Annotated in this window: 15 protein-coding genes; all 15 read right to left on the reverse strand. The window is 61.5% G+C overall.

The features are described 5' to 3' along the window. Complete coding sequence (locus AF71_RS11485) at window positions 1-1,557, reverse strand: NADH-quinone oxidoreductase subunit NuoF (RefSeq protein WP_169681383.1); 1,557 nt, start codon at window positions 1,555-1,557, stop codon at window positions 1-3. Continuing rightward, window positions 1,554-2,033 carry a formate dehydrogenase subunit gamma gene (locus tag AF71_RS11490; RefSeq protein WP_026371588.1) on the reverse strand — a complete coding sequence of 160 codons (480 nt, stop codon included), beginning with the start codon at window positions 2,031-2,033 and terminating at the stop codon, window positions 1,554-1,556. Before AF71_RS11490 ends, AF71_RS11485 begins: the two co-directional genes overlap by 4 nt. Window positions 2,034-2,202: 169 nt before the next feature. Continuing rightward, window positions 2,203-3,096 (reverse strand): LysR family transcriptional regulator, encoded by an 894-nt coding sequence (locus AF71_RS11495; RefSeq protein ID WP_018855726.1) that lies wholly within the window; start codon window positions 3,094-3,096, stop codon window positions 2,203-2,205. A gap of 170 nt (window positions 3,097-3,266) precedes the next feature. Further along, the gene (locus tag AF71_RS11500; protein ID WP_018855728.1) at window positions 3,267-4,037 is read right to left on the reverse strand and encodes an SDR family oxidoreductase; all 771 of its coding nucleotides are present in this window, start codon (window positions 4,035-4,037) and stop codon (window positions 3,267-3,269) included. A gap of 71 nt (window positions 4,038-4,108) precedes the next feature. Then, on the reverse strand, window positions 4,109-4,573 hold the full coding sequence (gene soxR, locus AF71_RS11505; protein WP_018855729.1) for a redox-sensitive transcriptional activator SoxR: 465 nt from the start codon (window positions 4,571-4,573) through the stop codon (window positions 4,109-4,111). Window positions 4,574-4,710: 137 nt separating this feature from the next. Further along, window positions 4,711-5,118 (reverse strand): F0F1 ATP synthase subunit epsilon, encoded by a 408-nt coding sequence (locus AF71_RS11510; RefSeq protein WP_018855730.1) that lies wholly within the window; start codon window positions 5,116-5,118, stop codon window positions 4,711-4,713. Then, the gene (locus AF71_RS11515) at window positions 5,118-5,354 is read right to left on the reverse strand and encodes a hypothetical protein (protein ID WP_018855731.1); all 237 of its coding nucleotides are present in this window, start codon (window positions 5,352-5,354) and stop codon (window positions 5,118-5,120) included. Before AF71_RS11515 ends, AF71_RS11510 begins: the two co-directional genes overlap by 1 nt. Further along, the gene (gene atpD, locus AF71_RS11520; protein ID WP_018855732.1) at window positions 5,354-6,799 is read right to left on the reverse strand and encodes a F0F1 ATP synthase subunit beta; all 1,446 of its coding nucleotides are present in this window, start codon (window positions 6,797-6,799) and stop codon (window positions 5,354-5,356) included. The genes AF71_RS11515 and atpD overlap by 1 nt, the downstream gene beginning before the upstream one ends. Window positions 6,800-6,823: 24 nt before the next feature. Continuing rightward, window positions 6,824-7,708, reverse strand: a complete 885-nt coding sequence (locus tag AF71_RS11525; protein WP_018855733.1) for a F0F1 ATP synthase subunit gamma — start codon at window positions 7,706-7,708, stop codon at window positions 6,824-6,826. A 24-nt stretch (window positions 7,709-7,732) separates the two neighbouring features. Continuing rightward, window positions 7,733-9,262 carry a F0F1 ATP synthase subunit alpha gene (gene atpA / locus AF71_RS11530; protein ID WP_007796947.1) on the reverse strand — a complete coding sequence of 510 codons (1,530 nt, stop codon included), beginning with the start codon at window positions 9,260-9,262 and terminating at the stop codon, window positions 7,733-7,735. Continuing rightward, window positions 9,262-9,822 (reverse strand): F0F1 ATP synthase subunit delta, encoded by a 561-nt coding sequence (locus AF71_RS11535; RefSeq protein ID WP_018855734.1) that lies wholly within the window; start codon window positions 9,820-9,822, stop codon window positions 9,262-9,264. The genes atpA and AF71_RS11535 overlap by 1 nt, the downstream gene beginning before the upstream one ends. 258 nt (window positions 9,823-10,080) lie before the next feature. Then, the gene (locus AF71_RS11540; protein WP_025658205.1) at window positions 10,081-10,470 is read right to left on the reverse strand and encodes a hypothetical protein; all 390 of its coding nucleotides are present in this window, start codon (window positions 10,468-10,470) and stop codon (window positions 10,081-10,083) included. Between the two features lie 77 nt (window positions 10,471-10,547). Next, complete coding sequence (locus AF71_RS11545) at window positions 10,548-12,764, reverse strand: primosomal protein N' (RefSeq protein WP_113471981.1); 2,217 nt, start codon at window positions 12,762-12,764, stop codon at window positions 10,548-10,550. Between the two features lie 60 nt (window positions 12,765-12,824). After that, window positions 12,825-13,961 (reverse strand): AAA family ATPase, encoded by a 1,137-nt coding sequence (locus AF71_RS11550; protein WP_018855737.1) that lies wholly within the window; start codon window positions 13,959-13,961, stop codon window positions 12,825-12,827. Between the two features lie 21 nt (window positions 13,962-13,982). Further along, a complete protein-coding gene (locus AF71_RS11555) occupies window positions 13,983-14,930 on the reverse strand; it encodes a GNAT family N-acetyltransferase (RefSeq protein ID WP_018855738.1) in 948 nt (315 codons plus the stop codon). Window positions 14,931-15,049: the final 119 nt, after the last annotated feature.

Genomic DNA, 15,049 nt, shown 5'->3' on the forward strand with positions numbered 1-15,049 from the left:
TTACTCCGCCGCTTCGATAAGAGGTGTGGGAACGAAATCTTCGGGGAAATGCGTCATGGCGCTCATGACCGGATAGGGCGTGAAGCCCCCGAGCGCGCAGAGCGACCCGAATTTCATGGTGTTGCAGAGATCGGCAAGCAGCTCGCGGTTCTTCTCCGGCTCGATGCCGCGGGCGATCTTGTCCGCCGTTTCGACGCCGCGCGTCGAGCCGATGCGGCAGGGCGTGCACTTGCCGCAGCTTTCGACGGCGCAGAATTCCATTGCGAACCGGGCCTGCTTCAGCATGTCAGCACTCTCGTCGAAGACGACGATACCGGCATGGCCGATCAGTCCGTCCTTGGCAGCGAAAGCCTCGTAGTCGAATGGCGTGTCGAACAGGGAGCGCGGGAAATAGGCGCCGAGGGGACCGCCGACCTGAACCGCCTTCACCGGCCGCCCGGATGCCGTTCCGCCGGCAATGTCATCGACCAGGTCGCCAAGCGAAATGCCGAAAGCCGTCTCGAACAGACCGCCATGCTTCACATTGCCGGCGATCTGGATCGGAATGGTTCCGCGCGACCGGCCGAGGCCGAAGTCGCGGTAATAGGCCGCCCCCTTGTCCATGATCACGGGCACGGAAGCGAGCGAAATGACATTGTTGATGACGGTCGGACAGTCGAAGAGGCCCTTGTGGGCCGGCAGAGGTGGCTTGGCACGGACGATACCACGCTTGCCTTCGAGGCTGTTGAGAAGCGCCGTCTCCTCGCCGCAGACATACGCGCCCGCGCCGGTGCGGACTTCCATGTCGAAAGCCTTGCCAGAGCCCAGAACCGACGTGCCGAGAATGCCGGCGCTGCGGGCAATATCGATCGCCCGGCTCATCGCCGCGATCGCATGCGGATATTCCGAGCGGGTATAGATGAAGCCCTTCTTCGCGCCCGATGCAAGGCCCGCGATCGCCATGCCTTCTATCAGCACGAAGGGATCGCCTTCCATGATCATTCGGTCGGCAAAGGTGCCGCTGTCGCCCTCATCGGCATTGCAGACGATGTATTTGCGATCACCGGGAGCGTCGAGCACCGTCTTCCACTTGATGCCCGTCGGGAAACCTGCGCCACCGCGGCCACGCAGGCCGGAATCGGTGACTTCCTTGACGACATCGGCGGGCGACATCGAAACCGCGCGACGCAAGCCGGCGAGGCCGCCGTGAGCCTCATAGTCATCAAGGGAAAGCGGATCGGTGATGCCGCAGCGGGCGAAGGTCAGGCGCGTCTGACGCTTGAGGAACGGAAGTTCCTCGACCTCGCCAAGACAGAGGGGATGATCGGCGCCGGTAATCAATCCGGCATCAAACAGCGAAACGACGTCCTTTGCCTTCACAGGCCCATAGCCGATGCGCTTGCCCGAGACCTCAACCTCGACCAGCGGCTCCAGCCAATGCATGCCGCGCGAGCCATTGCGCACGATCTTGGCGTCGAGGCCGCGCGCCACAATCTGCTCGGAGATCGCCTTGGCCACATGCTCGGCGCCCAATGCCATGGCCGCGGCGTCGCAGGGAACATAGATCCGGACGGTCATCGGCGTGCCTCCGAAATCAGCGCCTCGAGATCGGCGGCATCCACCCGGCCATGAACCTCGCCATCCATCATCGCGGACGGGGAGCAGGAACAGAGCCCCAGACAGAAGACGGGCTCGAGGGTAATCGCTCCATCCGGCGTCGTACCGTGCCAGTCGATGCCCAGCAGCGCCTTGACGCGTTCGGCAAGCGCATCGCCTCCCATCGATTGGCAGGCCTCGGCACGACAGAGCCTCAGCACATGCCGGCCAGCGGGATGGTCGCGATAATCGTGGTAAAAGGTAACAACGCCGTGCACCTCTGCACGCGAGAGATTGAGCTCCTTCGCGATGACGGGCAGCGCTTCTTGCGGCACATGGCCGAACTCATCCTGGATCTCGTGCAGGATCGGCAGAAGCGGACCTTCGAGATGCTTGAGTTGATCGATGATCGCGATGGTGCGCGTTGCGATATCGCCTTTGGCGACATGGATATTCATCAGCAGCCCTCCCACCGCCTGCACATTGCGCGTCGCGGGCCTGGGCAGGCGGGCTTTCCTCAGAACCCTATGGCCGACAGAACCGCTCGCGTCCGTTCATTATAGAACTTTCTCAGGGATGGACGAAGCGATCAATAATGCTGTTCCGTCAATCGATAGAAGATTCCTATCAAGAATCGGGGTCTTCAGCGAGAATCCGAGCCTCATGCAGCAAGGCGGAAACCAATGGCGTGAACGGTTCACGATGCGTCGCAACCAGACCAACAAGATGATGTGCCCGCGGCTCGGTGATCGGGATCATCCGTATTTCGGCCGGAAAGCCGAAGGATTTCGCGACATTGCGGGGCATGATGCTGGCCCATCGCCCGGTTCGGACGTGCGAGAAGAGCACGATCATCGAATTCGATTCGAGCGTCGGATGCGCCGTGACGCCCACTTCGGCCAGATGCTGGTTGATGATACGGCGGTTTTGCATGTCCGCAGTCAATAGACAAAGCCGAAGATCGCCCACTTCCTTCCAGGTGACGCTGTCGCGCTCCGAAAGAGGGCTGCCGGCGGCGGTAATGAGATTGTAGTGCTCGGCATAGAGCGGCACGCTGGTTACCCGCCCGAGCGGCTCGTTTTCCAGATAGGTGATGCCGGCATCGATCTCGAGATTCTCCAGCATGCTCAGCACTTGCAGCGAATTGCGCGACACAATCGAAAAGGTCACATCCGGATGGCGCTCCTGAAACGGCGTCGTAATGCGCGGCAGCATGGCCAACGCCGTCGGGATTGCCGCAATCTTTATATGTCCCGAAAGGCCCGTACGCGCCGCCCGCATCTCCTGGCGCATCGTGCGGGCATCGCCGACGATGCGCCGCGCCCATTCGAGCACCCGCTGTCCCTCGGGCGTTAACCCCTGGAAACGCGAGCCGCGCTGCACCAGCATGACGCCAAGCTGATCCTCGAGCTGACGAATGGCGGCAGATAACGTCGGCTGCGAAATGCCGCACTCTTCCGCGGCCCGGCCGAAGTGCTTCTCGTTGGCGAGCGCGATAAAGAATTCCAACTTGTCGATCATCCGGCCTCCGCACCGAATTGCAGCACAGCGTCATTTTCACGCTCGGGAAAGCGCTCCGCAAGGTCGGTTAACTGCCTTACGTTCTCGAAACCGTCGCGAACGAAAAATGCAGCAGCAAGGTCGTGTCCGAATGAGCGACGCTGGGAGAACACCTCCAGAAGGGCCCCTCGTCAGCAGATGAGCTGGCCACCATTGATCTCCAGCACCTGCCCGGTGATGTAGCCGGATAGAGAAGGCGCCGAAAGGAAGAGATAGGCGGGGGCGCAATCTTCCGAGGTCCCCAATCGCTGCAAGGGAATGGTCTTGCGAGCCTGTTCCAGCTTTTCCGGCGACGAGTACCGTTGGTGAAAGTCGGTCTCGATCGTTCCCGGCGACACGCAGTTGACGCGAATGTTGTCGGGTGCGAGTTCCCTTGCCAGCGCCTTCGAATAGGTCGCGACGAAGGCTTTCGACGCCGAATAGATCGCCGAACCGGGACTTCCGCCCGTCAGCGCGGAAATCGAGACCGTGTTGACGATCGACGCTTCCTGCGATGCGCGGAGCGCCGGCAGGAGCCCACGCGTCACTTCCACAACCGACGTCTGGTTCAGCCGTACGATCACTTCGTATTGTTCGTCGGTCAGCGCACCGGCCGGAAAGCGACCGACCATGGTGCCGGCGTTGTTGACCAGCACGTGGATCCGGTCGAACGTTGCGAGGGCTTTTTCGGCAAACGCGCTGGTGCCGCCCTGTGTCGAAAAATCGGCGGTAACGAGAAAAGCTCGCCGGTCTTCCTCCGCCGTCAGCAGGAAATCCGGCAAATCGCGCGCGGCGCTGCGCCCGAGGTGCACCAATACCCTCGCTCCGCAGTTGAGAAACTGCCGCGCCACCTCCAGGCCGATGCCGCGACCGCCACCGGTGACAACCACGTTGCGGTTTTCGAACAGCTTGGGGTGAAACATCCAGTCCTCCACAGCGTGAGCGAGCTGTTTGCAGCTCTTGCATTGTTCTGATGCCGCGCGGGGAGCGCTGCCTAGTCGTCGGTTTCCAGCAGGCGCGGACCCGGCCCATCTCTGGCTAGCCGATCATATGGATTGCGCAGCGGGCAGCTTTCAACCGAGAGGCAACCACAGCCAATGCAATCCGTCAACCTGTCGCGCAAAGCAACGAGGCGATGGATGCGGGCATCGAGATCGTCCTTCCAGAGGGCCGACAGGCGCTGCCAATCCGTAGCAGTCGGCGTGCGGCCCTGCGGCAGCGTATCGAAAGCGGCCTGGATCTCCGCCAACGGAATGCCCACGCGCTGCGCCACCTTGATGATGCCGAGACGGCGGAGCACGTCGCGACCGAACCGGCGTTGATTGCCACGAGAGCGGATACTCGAGATGAGGCCCTTTGCTTCGTAGAAGTGTAGTGCAGAGACGGCAAGGCCGCTGCGCTCGGCAACTTCGCCGATGGACAGCAGCTTCCTGAATGGATTGCTGGAGCCTTCTTCCACAGTCTCAGCCTCAAGTTAACTTGAGGTACTATAGCCGAGTGCTTCGCGATCGGAAGCCTACATCGTGGCGAGGACAGACGGCAGAAAAGAAAAATGCGGCCCGAAGGCCGCTTCAAAACGCCGGACGTTGGCGTAGATCAATCCTGGTCGATCACACCCTGCAGGTGCGTCAGTTCCATGATGTAGTGTTCCAGGCGCGACTTGTGCTCATGATGCACGGCGTCTTCGATCTCGCGCTTCGCCGCTTCGATGCGAAGCGTCAGCTCGTCCTTGGAGAGATCCTGAACGATGACCGCGGATTCAGCCAGCAGCGTGCAGCCGGTCGGCAGAATATCGGCGAAACCGCCGAAAACCACGTAGTCCTGCTTCGAGCCATTGGCGAAACGAACGCTGACGATGCCGGGCTTGATGGTCGTCATCGTCGGGGCGTGGTTCGCCATAACCGTCATCTCGCCGTCGGTTGCCGGAATGACAACTTCGGTCACCATCTCCGAAAGGAGCAGGCGCTCGGGAGACACGAGTTCAAAATTGAAATTGTCAGCCATCAGTGACTTACCTTCTCGGCGGCTTCTGTATCTTGCAAGTTCGTCCCGCAGAACGGGCAATGTGCTATCGCCTGATCGAGATATCCAAGACCTTCCTCGGTCTGGATCAGTCCTACCACCATCATCATCTTGCCGTCGTTCGATCTGTAGATCGTCGGTGCGGCCGGGGCAGGAAGCTCTGCTGCGACTTCCCGAAGGGCGTCGCAGCAGAAGATCTCGTTAAGAGCGTCGCTCATCAGGCCGCTGCGGACAGCTTCTTGGCCTTCTCGATGGCTTCGTCGATCGAGCCAACCATGTAGAAGGCAGCTTCCGGCAGGTGGTCGTATTCGCCGTTGACGAGGCCCTTGAAGCCCTTGATCGTGTCTTCGAGGGCGACCAGCTTGCCCGGCGAACCGGTGAAGACTTCGGCAACGAAGAACGGCTGCGACAGGAAGCGCTCGATCTTACGGGCGCGGGCAACGGCCAGCTTGTCCTCTTCGGACAGTTCGTCCATGCCCAGGATGGCGATGATGTCCTGCAGGGCCTTGTAGCGCTGTAGCGTCGACTGAACCTTACGAGCCACTTCGTAGTGCTCTTCGCCGACAACGATCGGGTCGAGCATGCGCGACGTGGAGTCGAGCGGGTCGACCGCCGGGTAGATACCCTTTTCAGCGATCGAGCGCGACAGAACGGTCGTTGCGTCCAGGTGGGCGAACGAGGTTGCCGGAGCCGGGTCGGTCAAGTCGTCGGCCGGAACGTAAATGGCCTGAACCGAGGTGATCGAGCCGGTCGTCGTGGTCGTGATGCGCTCCTGCATCTGGCCCATGTCCGTTGCGAGCGTCGGCTGGTAGCCAACGGCCGAAGGAATGCGGCCGAGCAGAGCCGACACTTCGGAACCTGCCTGCGTGAAGCGGAAGATGTTGTCGACGAAGAACAGAACGTCCTGGCCCTGGTCGCGGAAGTTTTCAGCAACCGTCAGACCGGTGAGAGCGACGCGAGCGCGGGCGCCCGGCGGTTCGTTCATCTGGCCGTAAACGAGAGCGGCCTTGGAGCCTTCGCCGCCGCCGTGCTTGTTAACGCCGGATTCGATCATCTCGTGGTAGAGGTCGTTACCTTCGCGGGTACGCTCACCCACGCCGGCGAATACCGAGTAACCACCGTGCGCCTTGGCGACGTTGTTGATCAGTTCCATGATGAGAACGGTCTTGCCGACGCCTGCGCCGCCGAAGAGGCCGATCTTGCCGCCCTTTGCGTAAGGAGCGAGAAGGTCGACGACCTTGATGCCGGTGACGAGGATCTGTGCTTCCGTCGACTGATCGACGTAAGCCGGAGCGTCCTGGTGGATAGCGCGCTTGGAAGCGGTGACCAACGGACCTGCTTCGTCGACCGGCTCGCCGATGACGTTCATGATACGGCCGAGCGTTTCCGGACCAACCGGAACGGCAATCGGAGCACCGGTGTCAGAAACCGCCTGACCGCGAACCAGACCTTCGGTCGAGTCCATGGCGATCGTGCGAACTTCGTTCTCGCCGAGGTGCTGCGCTACTTCGAGAACCAGGCGGTTGCCGCCGTTGCTCGTTTCAAGCGCGTTCAAAATCGCCGGCAGTTCGCCTTCGAAAGCAACGTCCACGACGGCGCCGATAACCTGCGTGACCTTGCCGGCAGAGCCTGCCGCAGTCTTGGGGGTAGCTGCCTTAGCCATCTTCTTACCCTCTTTTCCCTAACCTCAGAGCGCTTCCGCGCCCGAAATGATTTCAATGAGTTCCTTGGTGATCTGAGCCTGACGCTGACGGTTGTAGTTGAGCGTCAGCTTGTTGATCATTTCACCAGCGTTGCGCGTTGCATTGTCCATCGCGCTCATCTTGGCGCCCATTTCACCGGCGACGTTCTCAAGGAGCGCGCGGAAGATCTGGACGGAAATATTGCGCGGGATCAGATCCTCGAGGATCGATGCCGGATCCGGCTCATACTCGTAGACTGCGCCGGCGTGCTCCGCATCCTCTGCAACAGCCGTGGGGGCCGATGCGGGGATGAGCTGCTGTGCCGTCGGAACCTGCGAGATGACCGACTTGAATTCGGAGTAGAACAACGTGCAGACGTCGAACTCATCGGCTTCGAACATGTCGATGATGCGCTTGCCGATCTGGTCGGCATTCTCGAAACCGACCTTCTTCACATCACGCAATTCCTTGCGCTCGACGATGAGCGAAGCGAATTCGCGGCGCAGAACGTCGTAGCCCTTCTTGCCGACGGTAAAGATCTTGACGGTCTTGCCTTCAGCGAGAAGCCTGCGAGCGTGATCGCGCGCAAAACGCGAGATCTGCGAGTTGAAGCCGCCGCACAAGCCGCGTTCGGCGGTGCAGACGACCAGCAAGTGAACCTGGTCCTTGCCGTTGCCGGTCATCAGCGCCGGCGCACCGTCGGCCTCCGTCATCGCACCGGCGATGTTTGCCAGAACGGCACCCATGCGCTGCGAGTACGGACGGGCGGCCTCGGCCGCCTCCTGGGCACGCCGAAGCTTCGCCGCGGCGACCATTTTCATCGCCTTGGTGATCTTCTGCGTCGCCTTGACGGAGGCGATCCGGTTTTTCAGATCCTTAAGTGAAGGCATCCGTTATCCGTCCTTTGGGTCCGATTAGGCGAAGGACTTCGCGAAGCTATCGATGGCAGCCGTGAGCTTGCCCTTCGTATCGTCGCTGATTGCCTTGTCCGTACGGATCGTGTCGAGGATAGCCGAGCCTTCCGAGCGAAGGTACGACAGCAGGCCCTGTTCGAACTTGCCGACCTGTGCGACCGGGATCTTGTCGAGATAGCCGTTGACGCCAGCGAAGATCACCGCGACCTGCTCTTCCGTCTTCAGCGGCGAGAACTGCGGCTGCTTCAGGAGTTCGGTCAGGCGCGCACCGCGGTTCAGCAGGCGCTGCGTCGAGGCGTCGAGGTCGGAGCCGAACTGAGCGAAGGCGGCCATTTCGCGATACTGGGCGAGTTCGCCCTTGATCGAGCCGGCAACCTGCTTCATCGCCTTGACCTGCGCGGCGGAGCCGACGCGCGAAACCGACAGACCGACGTTAACGGCCGGACGGATACCCTGATAGAACAGGTCGGTTTCGAGGAAGATCTGGCCGTCGGTGATCGAGATCACGTTGGTCGGAATGAACGCCGAAACGTCGTTGCCCTGGGTTTCGATGACAGGCAGAGCCGTCAGAGAGCCAGCGCCCTTTTCGTCGGAGAGCTTTGCAGCGCGCTCGAGGAGACGCGAATGCAGATAGAAAACGTCGCCCGGGTAAGCTTCGCGGCCCGGCGGGCGGCGCAGCAGCAGCGACATCTGGCGGTAAGCAACAGCCTGCTTGGACAGGTCGTCGTAACCGATCAGCGCGTGCTGACCGTTGTCACGGAAGTATTCGCCCATCGTGCAACCAGCGAACGGCGCCAGGTACTGCATCGGAGCCGGATCGGAAGCGGTCGCGGCAACGACGATCGAGTACTTCATTGCGCCGCGTTCTTCGAGAACCTTGACGAACTGGGCAACGGTCGAACGCTTCTGGCCGATAGCGACGTAGACGCAGAACAGCTTCTCGCTGTCCGGGCCGTTGTCGTGGATGGCCTTCTGGTTCAGGATCGTGTCGAGAATGATCGCGGTCTTGCCGGTCTGGCGGTCGCCGATGACGAGCTCGCGCTGGCCACGACCGACCGGGATGAGCGCGTCGATGGCCTTGAGGCCGGTCGACATCGGCTCATGAACCGACTTGCGTGGAATGATGCCCGGAGCCTTGACGTCGACGCGCGCGCGGCGGGTCGAATTGATCGGGCCCTTGCCGTCGATCGGGTTGCCGAGAGCGTCGACAACGCGGCCGAGCAGTTCCGGACCAACCGGAACGTCAACGATGGCGCCGGTCCGCTTGACGGTGTCGCCTTCCTTGATGTCGCGGTCCGAACCGAAAATAACAACACCGACGTTGTCCGATTCCAGGTTCAGCGCCATGCCACGGATGCCGCCGGGGAACTCGACCATTTCGCCTGCCTGAACATTGTCCAGACCGTAAACGCGAGCGATACCGTCACCGACGGAGAGAACCTGACCGACTTCCGAGACTTCTGCCTCTTTGCCGAAGTTTTTGATCTGGTCTTTGAGAATTGCGGAAATTTCCGCCGCGCGGATATCCATCAGCCGACCTCTTTCAATGCAAGCTTAAGGGTAGAGAGTTTCGTACGAAGAGACGTATCAATCTGACGGGACCCGACCTTCACGATCAGACCACCAAGAATTGACGGATCGATCGTGACAGCAATCGCCACGTCTTTGCCGGTGACGCCCTTGAGCGCCGCCTTCAATTCAGTTTCCTGCGCCGCAGTCAGCGCATGGGCCGAGGTAACCTCGGCAGTAATTTCGCCGCGATGGTTTGCAGCGATGATGCGGAAGGCCCTGATCATGCCCGGGAGAGCAAAGAGGCGGCGGTTACGCGCCACGACCTTCAGAAAGTTCGCGAAGAAGCCGCTGATACCAGCCTTCTCGCTGATGGCGACAATCGCCTTGAGCTGATCGTCGGCCGAAAAAACAGGGCTCGAAACAAAACGCTTCAGGTCGCCGCTCTCGTCGAGCATCGCCTGGAACCGGTCGAGGTCCTTGGTGACGCTTTCGACTGCGCCCTGCTCAAGCGCCAACTCGAACAGCGACGAGGCATAGCGCTCTGCAACACCAGAAGTAAGCTGGGATGTGTCTGCCACTGGCCCAAATTTCCCTGATTTCAACTCAAAATCCGGTCCCCGGCGGGCGCCTGACCTAGGATCTTGAATTCGTTATGATTTCCCCCAGAAATCGCAAGAGAGCCTCTTGCTTCTTCCGAAATTCGGGGTCCGTCTAACATAGGATGTTCGGACTCGCAACACGCGTAACGCCCGAATACGGCTTTCCCATCGATTTCTAACGCAAAAATGCTCAAAGCCCGGCAGCGAAGTGCTCAGCGCGAGAAATATCAGCTCAACTCAAGCGGAAAAGAAACCAAATACATAGGCGAGCGGAAGCGCAGCCAGAACGATTTGCACAACCAGAAGTAAATAGTTGAGAATCGTGCTCCCCTTATCTGAAAGGAGCGAAATGATGCGCGCAAATGCGGCCATGGCGAAGGAGGCGCCAAGCGCCATGTAGATCCAGTTCTGCGCCAACATGATGGCCGAGAGACCGAAGCCGAGATAGAAACCGCCGACCGATCGTTGCTCGGCGTAGCCGTCACGGCGGCCCTCGCGCGGCATGAGGCCGAACAACCGCATCGCATAACCTGGCGCGAACATGATGACAAAGCCCGCCAGCGCCGCGAACGCGGCGGCTGCGAAAGCGAGCTGTTCCCCAAGCTCCGTTGGAAAGTAAAAATCCATCATCGACCCCGAATCCCTTGTTTCGGCTTCCTTATGCCATGATTGGCTTGCCCGGCAAAAGCCCGTTCGGGAGCGATCTACAGGAAGCTTTGGGGATCCACGTCGAGCTGTACATGCACCGATCCGCGCTCCTTCGGCGCCTGCGCAAGCATGGCCCTGAGAAATGCCTGCATGTCCGAGTTCCTCCGTCCATGCACGAGAAGCCGGAAGCGATAGCGGCCGCGCACCAGCGCAAGCGGCGCTTCCGCAGGCCCGAGCACCGAGATGCCGGAGACATGAGGCGCGGCGTTTCGGATGCCGCGGGCATGGTTTTCCGCATCATGGCGCGTTTCCGCCGAAACGATGATCGACGCCAGCCGTCCGAACGGCGGCAGGATGGCGCGCTCCCGCTCGGCGATCTCGCGTTCGTAGAAGGCGCTTGCATCGCCCGACACGATCGCCTGCATGACGGGATGCTGAGGCTGGTAGGTCTGCAACAGGCCGTGGCTTTTCAGGCCGGTGCGGCCGGCGCGGCCCGTCACCTGCGACAGCAGCTGAAAGGTACGCTCGGCGGCACGCGGGTCGCCATTGGCGAGGCCGAGATCGGCATCGACGATGCCGACCAGCGTCATCAGCGGGAAATTGTGACCCTTGGCGACAAGCTGCGTGCCGATGACGATATCGGCCTCGCCCTTGGCAATGGCCTCGAGCTCAAGGCGCAACCGTTTGACGCCGCCCATCATGTCGGACGAGAGGACGATGGTTCGCGCCTCGGGGAAATGGCGTTCCACCTCCTCGGCAATGCGTTCGACGCCCGGTCCGCAGGCAACGAGGTGATCAAGCGTTCCGCATTCGGGGCAGGCTTCCGGGGTGTGCTCGGCATGGCCGCACTGATGGCATTGCAGCTGCCTCTTGAACCGGTGTTCGACGAGCCAGCTGGAGCACTGCGGGCACTGGAAGCGATGTCCACAGACGCGGCAGAGCGTCAGCGGCGCATAGCCCCGCCGGTTCAGGAAGAGGAGCGCCTGCTGCTGCTTTTCGACCGTCTTGCCGATCGCGCGGATCAGGACCGGCGACAGGAAGCCGCCGCGCTCGGGGGCATGGCGGCGCATGTCGATCAAGTGCAGATCCGGCAACGCCGCATCGCCGAATCGGGTCGGCATGTGAATGGTGCTGTAACGCCCGCTCTGCCCATTGACCTGGCTTTCGACCGAGGGGGTGGCGGAGACGAGAACCACCGGGAAATCGCCGATGCGCGCACGCACGACCGCCATGTCGCGCGCATTGTAATAGACACGGTCCTCCTGCTTGTAGGCCGGATCATGCTCTTCATCGACGATGATAAGACCTAGATCCTCGAACGGCAGGAACAGAGCCGAACGCGCGCCGGCAACGACGCGGACCTCGCCGGTGACCGCCTGACGCCAGACCTTCTCGCGGGTGCGCGGGGCCAGATCGGAATGCCATTCGGCGGGCTTGGCACCGAAACGATATTGGAAGCGCTCGAGAAAGCTTGCCGTCAGCGCGATCTCCGGCAGCAGAATCAGAACCTGCTTGCCGCGTCTCAGCGTTTCCGCGATCGCCTCGAAATAGACTTCCGTCTTTCCCGAACCGGTGACGCCGTCGATCAGCGAGACGGCGAACTCACCCTTTCGAACTTCGGCGAGAATCTCGTCGGCCGCCTCCCTTTGCGGGCCTTCCAGCCGCGCGCCCACGAATTCGGGATCGGGTTTGGCGACCACCGGCGGTGGCGGCAGGAAGACGGTTTCGAAAATGCCCTGGCTTACCAGACCGTCGACGACGCTCGTCGAGACGCCCGCGGCATGGGCAAGCCCGCTTCGCGTCCAGGACAGGCCGTCGCCCGCAATGTCGAGCACCCGGGCGCGCGCTGGCGTCATCCGCTCCGGCTCGCCGCCAACGAAGCGCAGGCCCTCCACCATCGGTTCCGGTTCAAAGGCATTCGGCGCACGCAGCGCCATGCGCGCCACCAGTCCCGGCGGGGACAGCGTGTAGCTCGCGACCCAATCGATGAAGTCGCGCATCTCCTTGCTCAGCGGCGGGCAATCGAAGACATGGCTGATCGGCCTCAGCTTCTTCGGATCGACATTGTCTTCGCCGCCGTCCCAGACGACGCCGATCACCTGCCTCGGACCGAGTGGCACCTGGACGACCGAGCCGGGTTCCACCGCCATCCCTTCCGGGACGGCATATGAATATGGCTTCGGCGCGGGCATGGGAACGAGCACCGGAACCGTACGGTTTGCCGGCGGCGTCTCAAACAACGCTCCAAAGAGATCGGACGAATCTGTGCTCATCGGGCGAGACCATGCCCGGATCGGCGCGAAAAGAAAACCTGCAAGACGTCCGTCACCAGCCTACTCGTCCTCGTCGACTACGCCGGTGAGCCGCATGCCCTCGATCCACGTGGCGCCGTCCCGCCGCACGACATGGCGGGCACAGGCGCCGCATTTCTCGCGCACGGCGGCCGCCAGCGCTTCCGAATGCGTAACGATCCAGATCTGGCTGCTGCGGGCCGCCTCCGCGATCATGTCCGCCAGAGGCAACAACATATCGGGGTGCAGGCTTGCTTCCGGTTCGTTGAGCGCAATCAGTGGCGGCAGCCGATAGGACATCAGCGCCGCGGCCAGGCCGAGGAACCGTATCTGCCCGTCCGACAGTTCGCGCGGCTGGAACACGCGGTTCGGAAATTCGGGAAAGGAAAGGCCGAACGACGCCGTCTCCTCGGGCAGCGGCACCGCGAGTCGCGCACCGCCGAGGGCAGCGGCGACGGCACGATCGAGATCGACCGTATCCTCCCGCGTATGCACCAGCGTTGCGAAGACCGCTGCAATGTTGCTGCCGTCCTCATCGAGCAGTGGCGCCGTGACCGCAAGGCAGGGTGCGCGCAGCGGTGAGAAACGATCCGTCCGGAAGCCGTGGAAGAAGCGCCAGCCGTCGATCGCACGGCGGAATGTCCCAATCTCGGGATAGTGCCCAGCGTCGCCAAGCAGTGCGATCGCGGTTTCCGAGGTCAGCGCCTGCTCGGGATAATCCTGCATCCGCCCATTCGGCCCGCGAACGGAAATCGCCGGGCCGGCACGCTTCATCATCGTGACAGGTCGGGTTCCGGTCTCGATCGAAAGCTCTTCGGTCTTGATTTGCGGTTCAAAGGGAAATCCCGCCGCAGCCGCCGGCGGTCGTAGACCGGCCTCGACCCTATACCGGAACGTGATCGCCCTTTCCTCGTCCAGAAGCTCCGCCTCGAGGCGAATCCGGAACGGCCCGTCGACATCCCGGCGCGGGCCGGACCACAACGCCGAGAACATCCCGCCCTCGGCGGCGATCTCATGCGCCAGACGTCCGCGCGTTGCCGCCTGGATGAGCTGGAGAGCCCGGTAGAGATTGGATTTTCCGACCCCGTTTTCGCCGATGAAAAGGTTGATCCCCGAAAGATCCATGCGGATCGATCGCAGGGACCGGTAGTTCTGGGCGAACATCGAGCGGAGCAGCATGCCTCGCTTTAGCCTATCCGATTAGGGAATTGAATGGGCACCGACCAGTTCCGGTTCCGCAGGCGGAACCAACGGCAGGAATTGCGTGTCACCATCCGCGGCGAGCGCATGGACAGTGTGGTCTTCCAATGCCTTGGTGACTTCGTTGATGTCGCCGTCGAGATGCTCCACCGGGATCAGATTGCCGACCACGAAGTCGAATCGGTCGCCGCGCTTGTTCAGAAGCTCGTGAAAGACCGTCATGTCCCTGAGCTCGGTCGACCATTTCGCGAACCAGTAGAATAGGCCCGAGTTCCGCGCCGTCATGTGTACCGGCAGGATCGGCAGATTGTATTTCCGCGCAAGGCCGACGGCGGAGGTTTTCCAGGGACGTTCGTTCAGCCGGCCGTTCGCCCAATAAGCGATGCGCCCAGACGGAAAAAGAACCGTCGCCTTGCCTTCTTTGACGGCACGGTTGGTGATCTGCAATGTCTCACGGGTCTTCAGCTTGCTCTTGTATTCCTCGCGCCATTCCACCGGAATGATGACCTCGGCAAAACGTGGATTGACGCGTATGGCATCGCGGTTGGCAAACACCATGATGTCCGGCCGCTTGGTTTTCAGGAGGTCGAACACGGCAACGCCATCGGCGATCCCGGTCGGATGGTTGCTGACGAGCATGAAGCCGCCGCTATCCGGAATGCGTTCGCCGTGCCGAATATTGATCTCGAGCTTCAGCAGGTTGCTCATGTACTCGAAGCACTGGAGCCCCGGCATTTTCGCAACGTCATTGGCGAAGCTGATCGCCCTGTTGTAGCGCAGCAGTGTGTGGAGGAACGGCCGCATGACGGGCCAGAGCGGATGCTTCACGATCTTCTGCCCACGCTCGGCGATCAAGGTATCGACGATGTGGCCCGGCTTGCCATGGGAGACGAGCGCGATCGTCTCCGCGAACTGTCCAATTGCGGTCGTTGGATGGCGCCGTGACATTCAAGATCCTGCGTCGTTGGGAAACCGGTCACGTGGAATGATATGATAGAAGCATGACAAGCACTTGGCCGGCATTAGGAATTCCATAACTATCGCTCCTTCAGAATTGGCGGCAGGAT

Source organism: Rhizobium sp. 57MFTsu3.2 (assembly GCF_012932765.1).
GTDB lineage: Bacteria > Pseudomonadota > Alphaproteobacteria > Rhizobiales > Rhizobiaceae > Rhizobium > Rhizobium altiplani.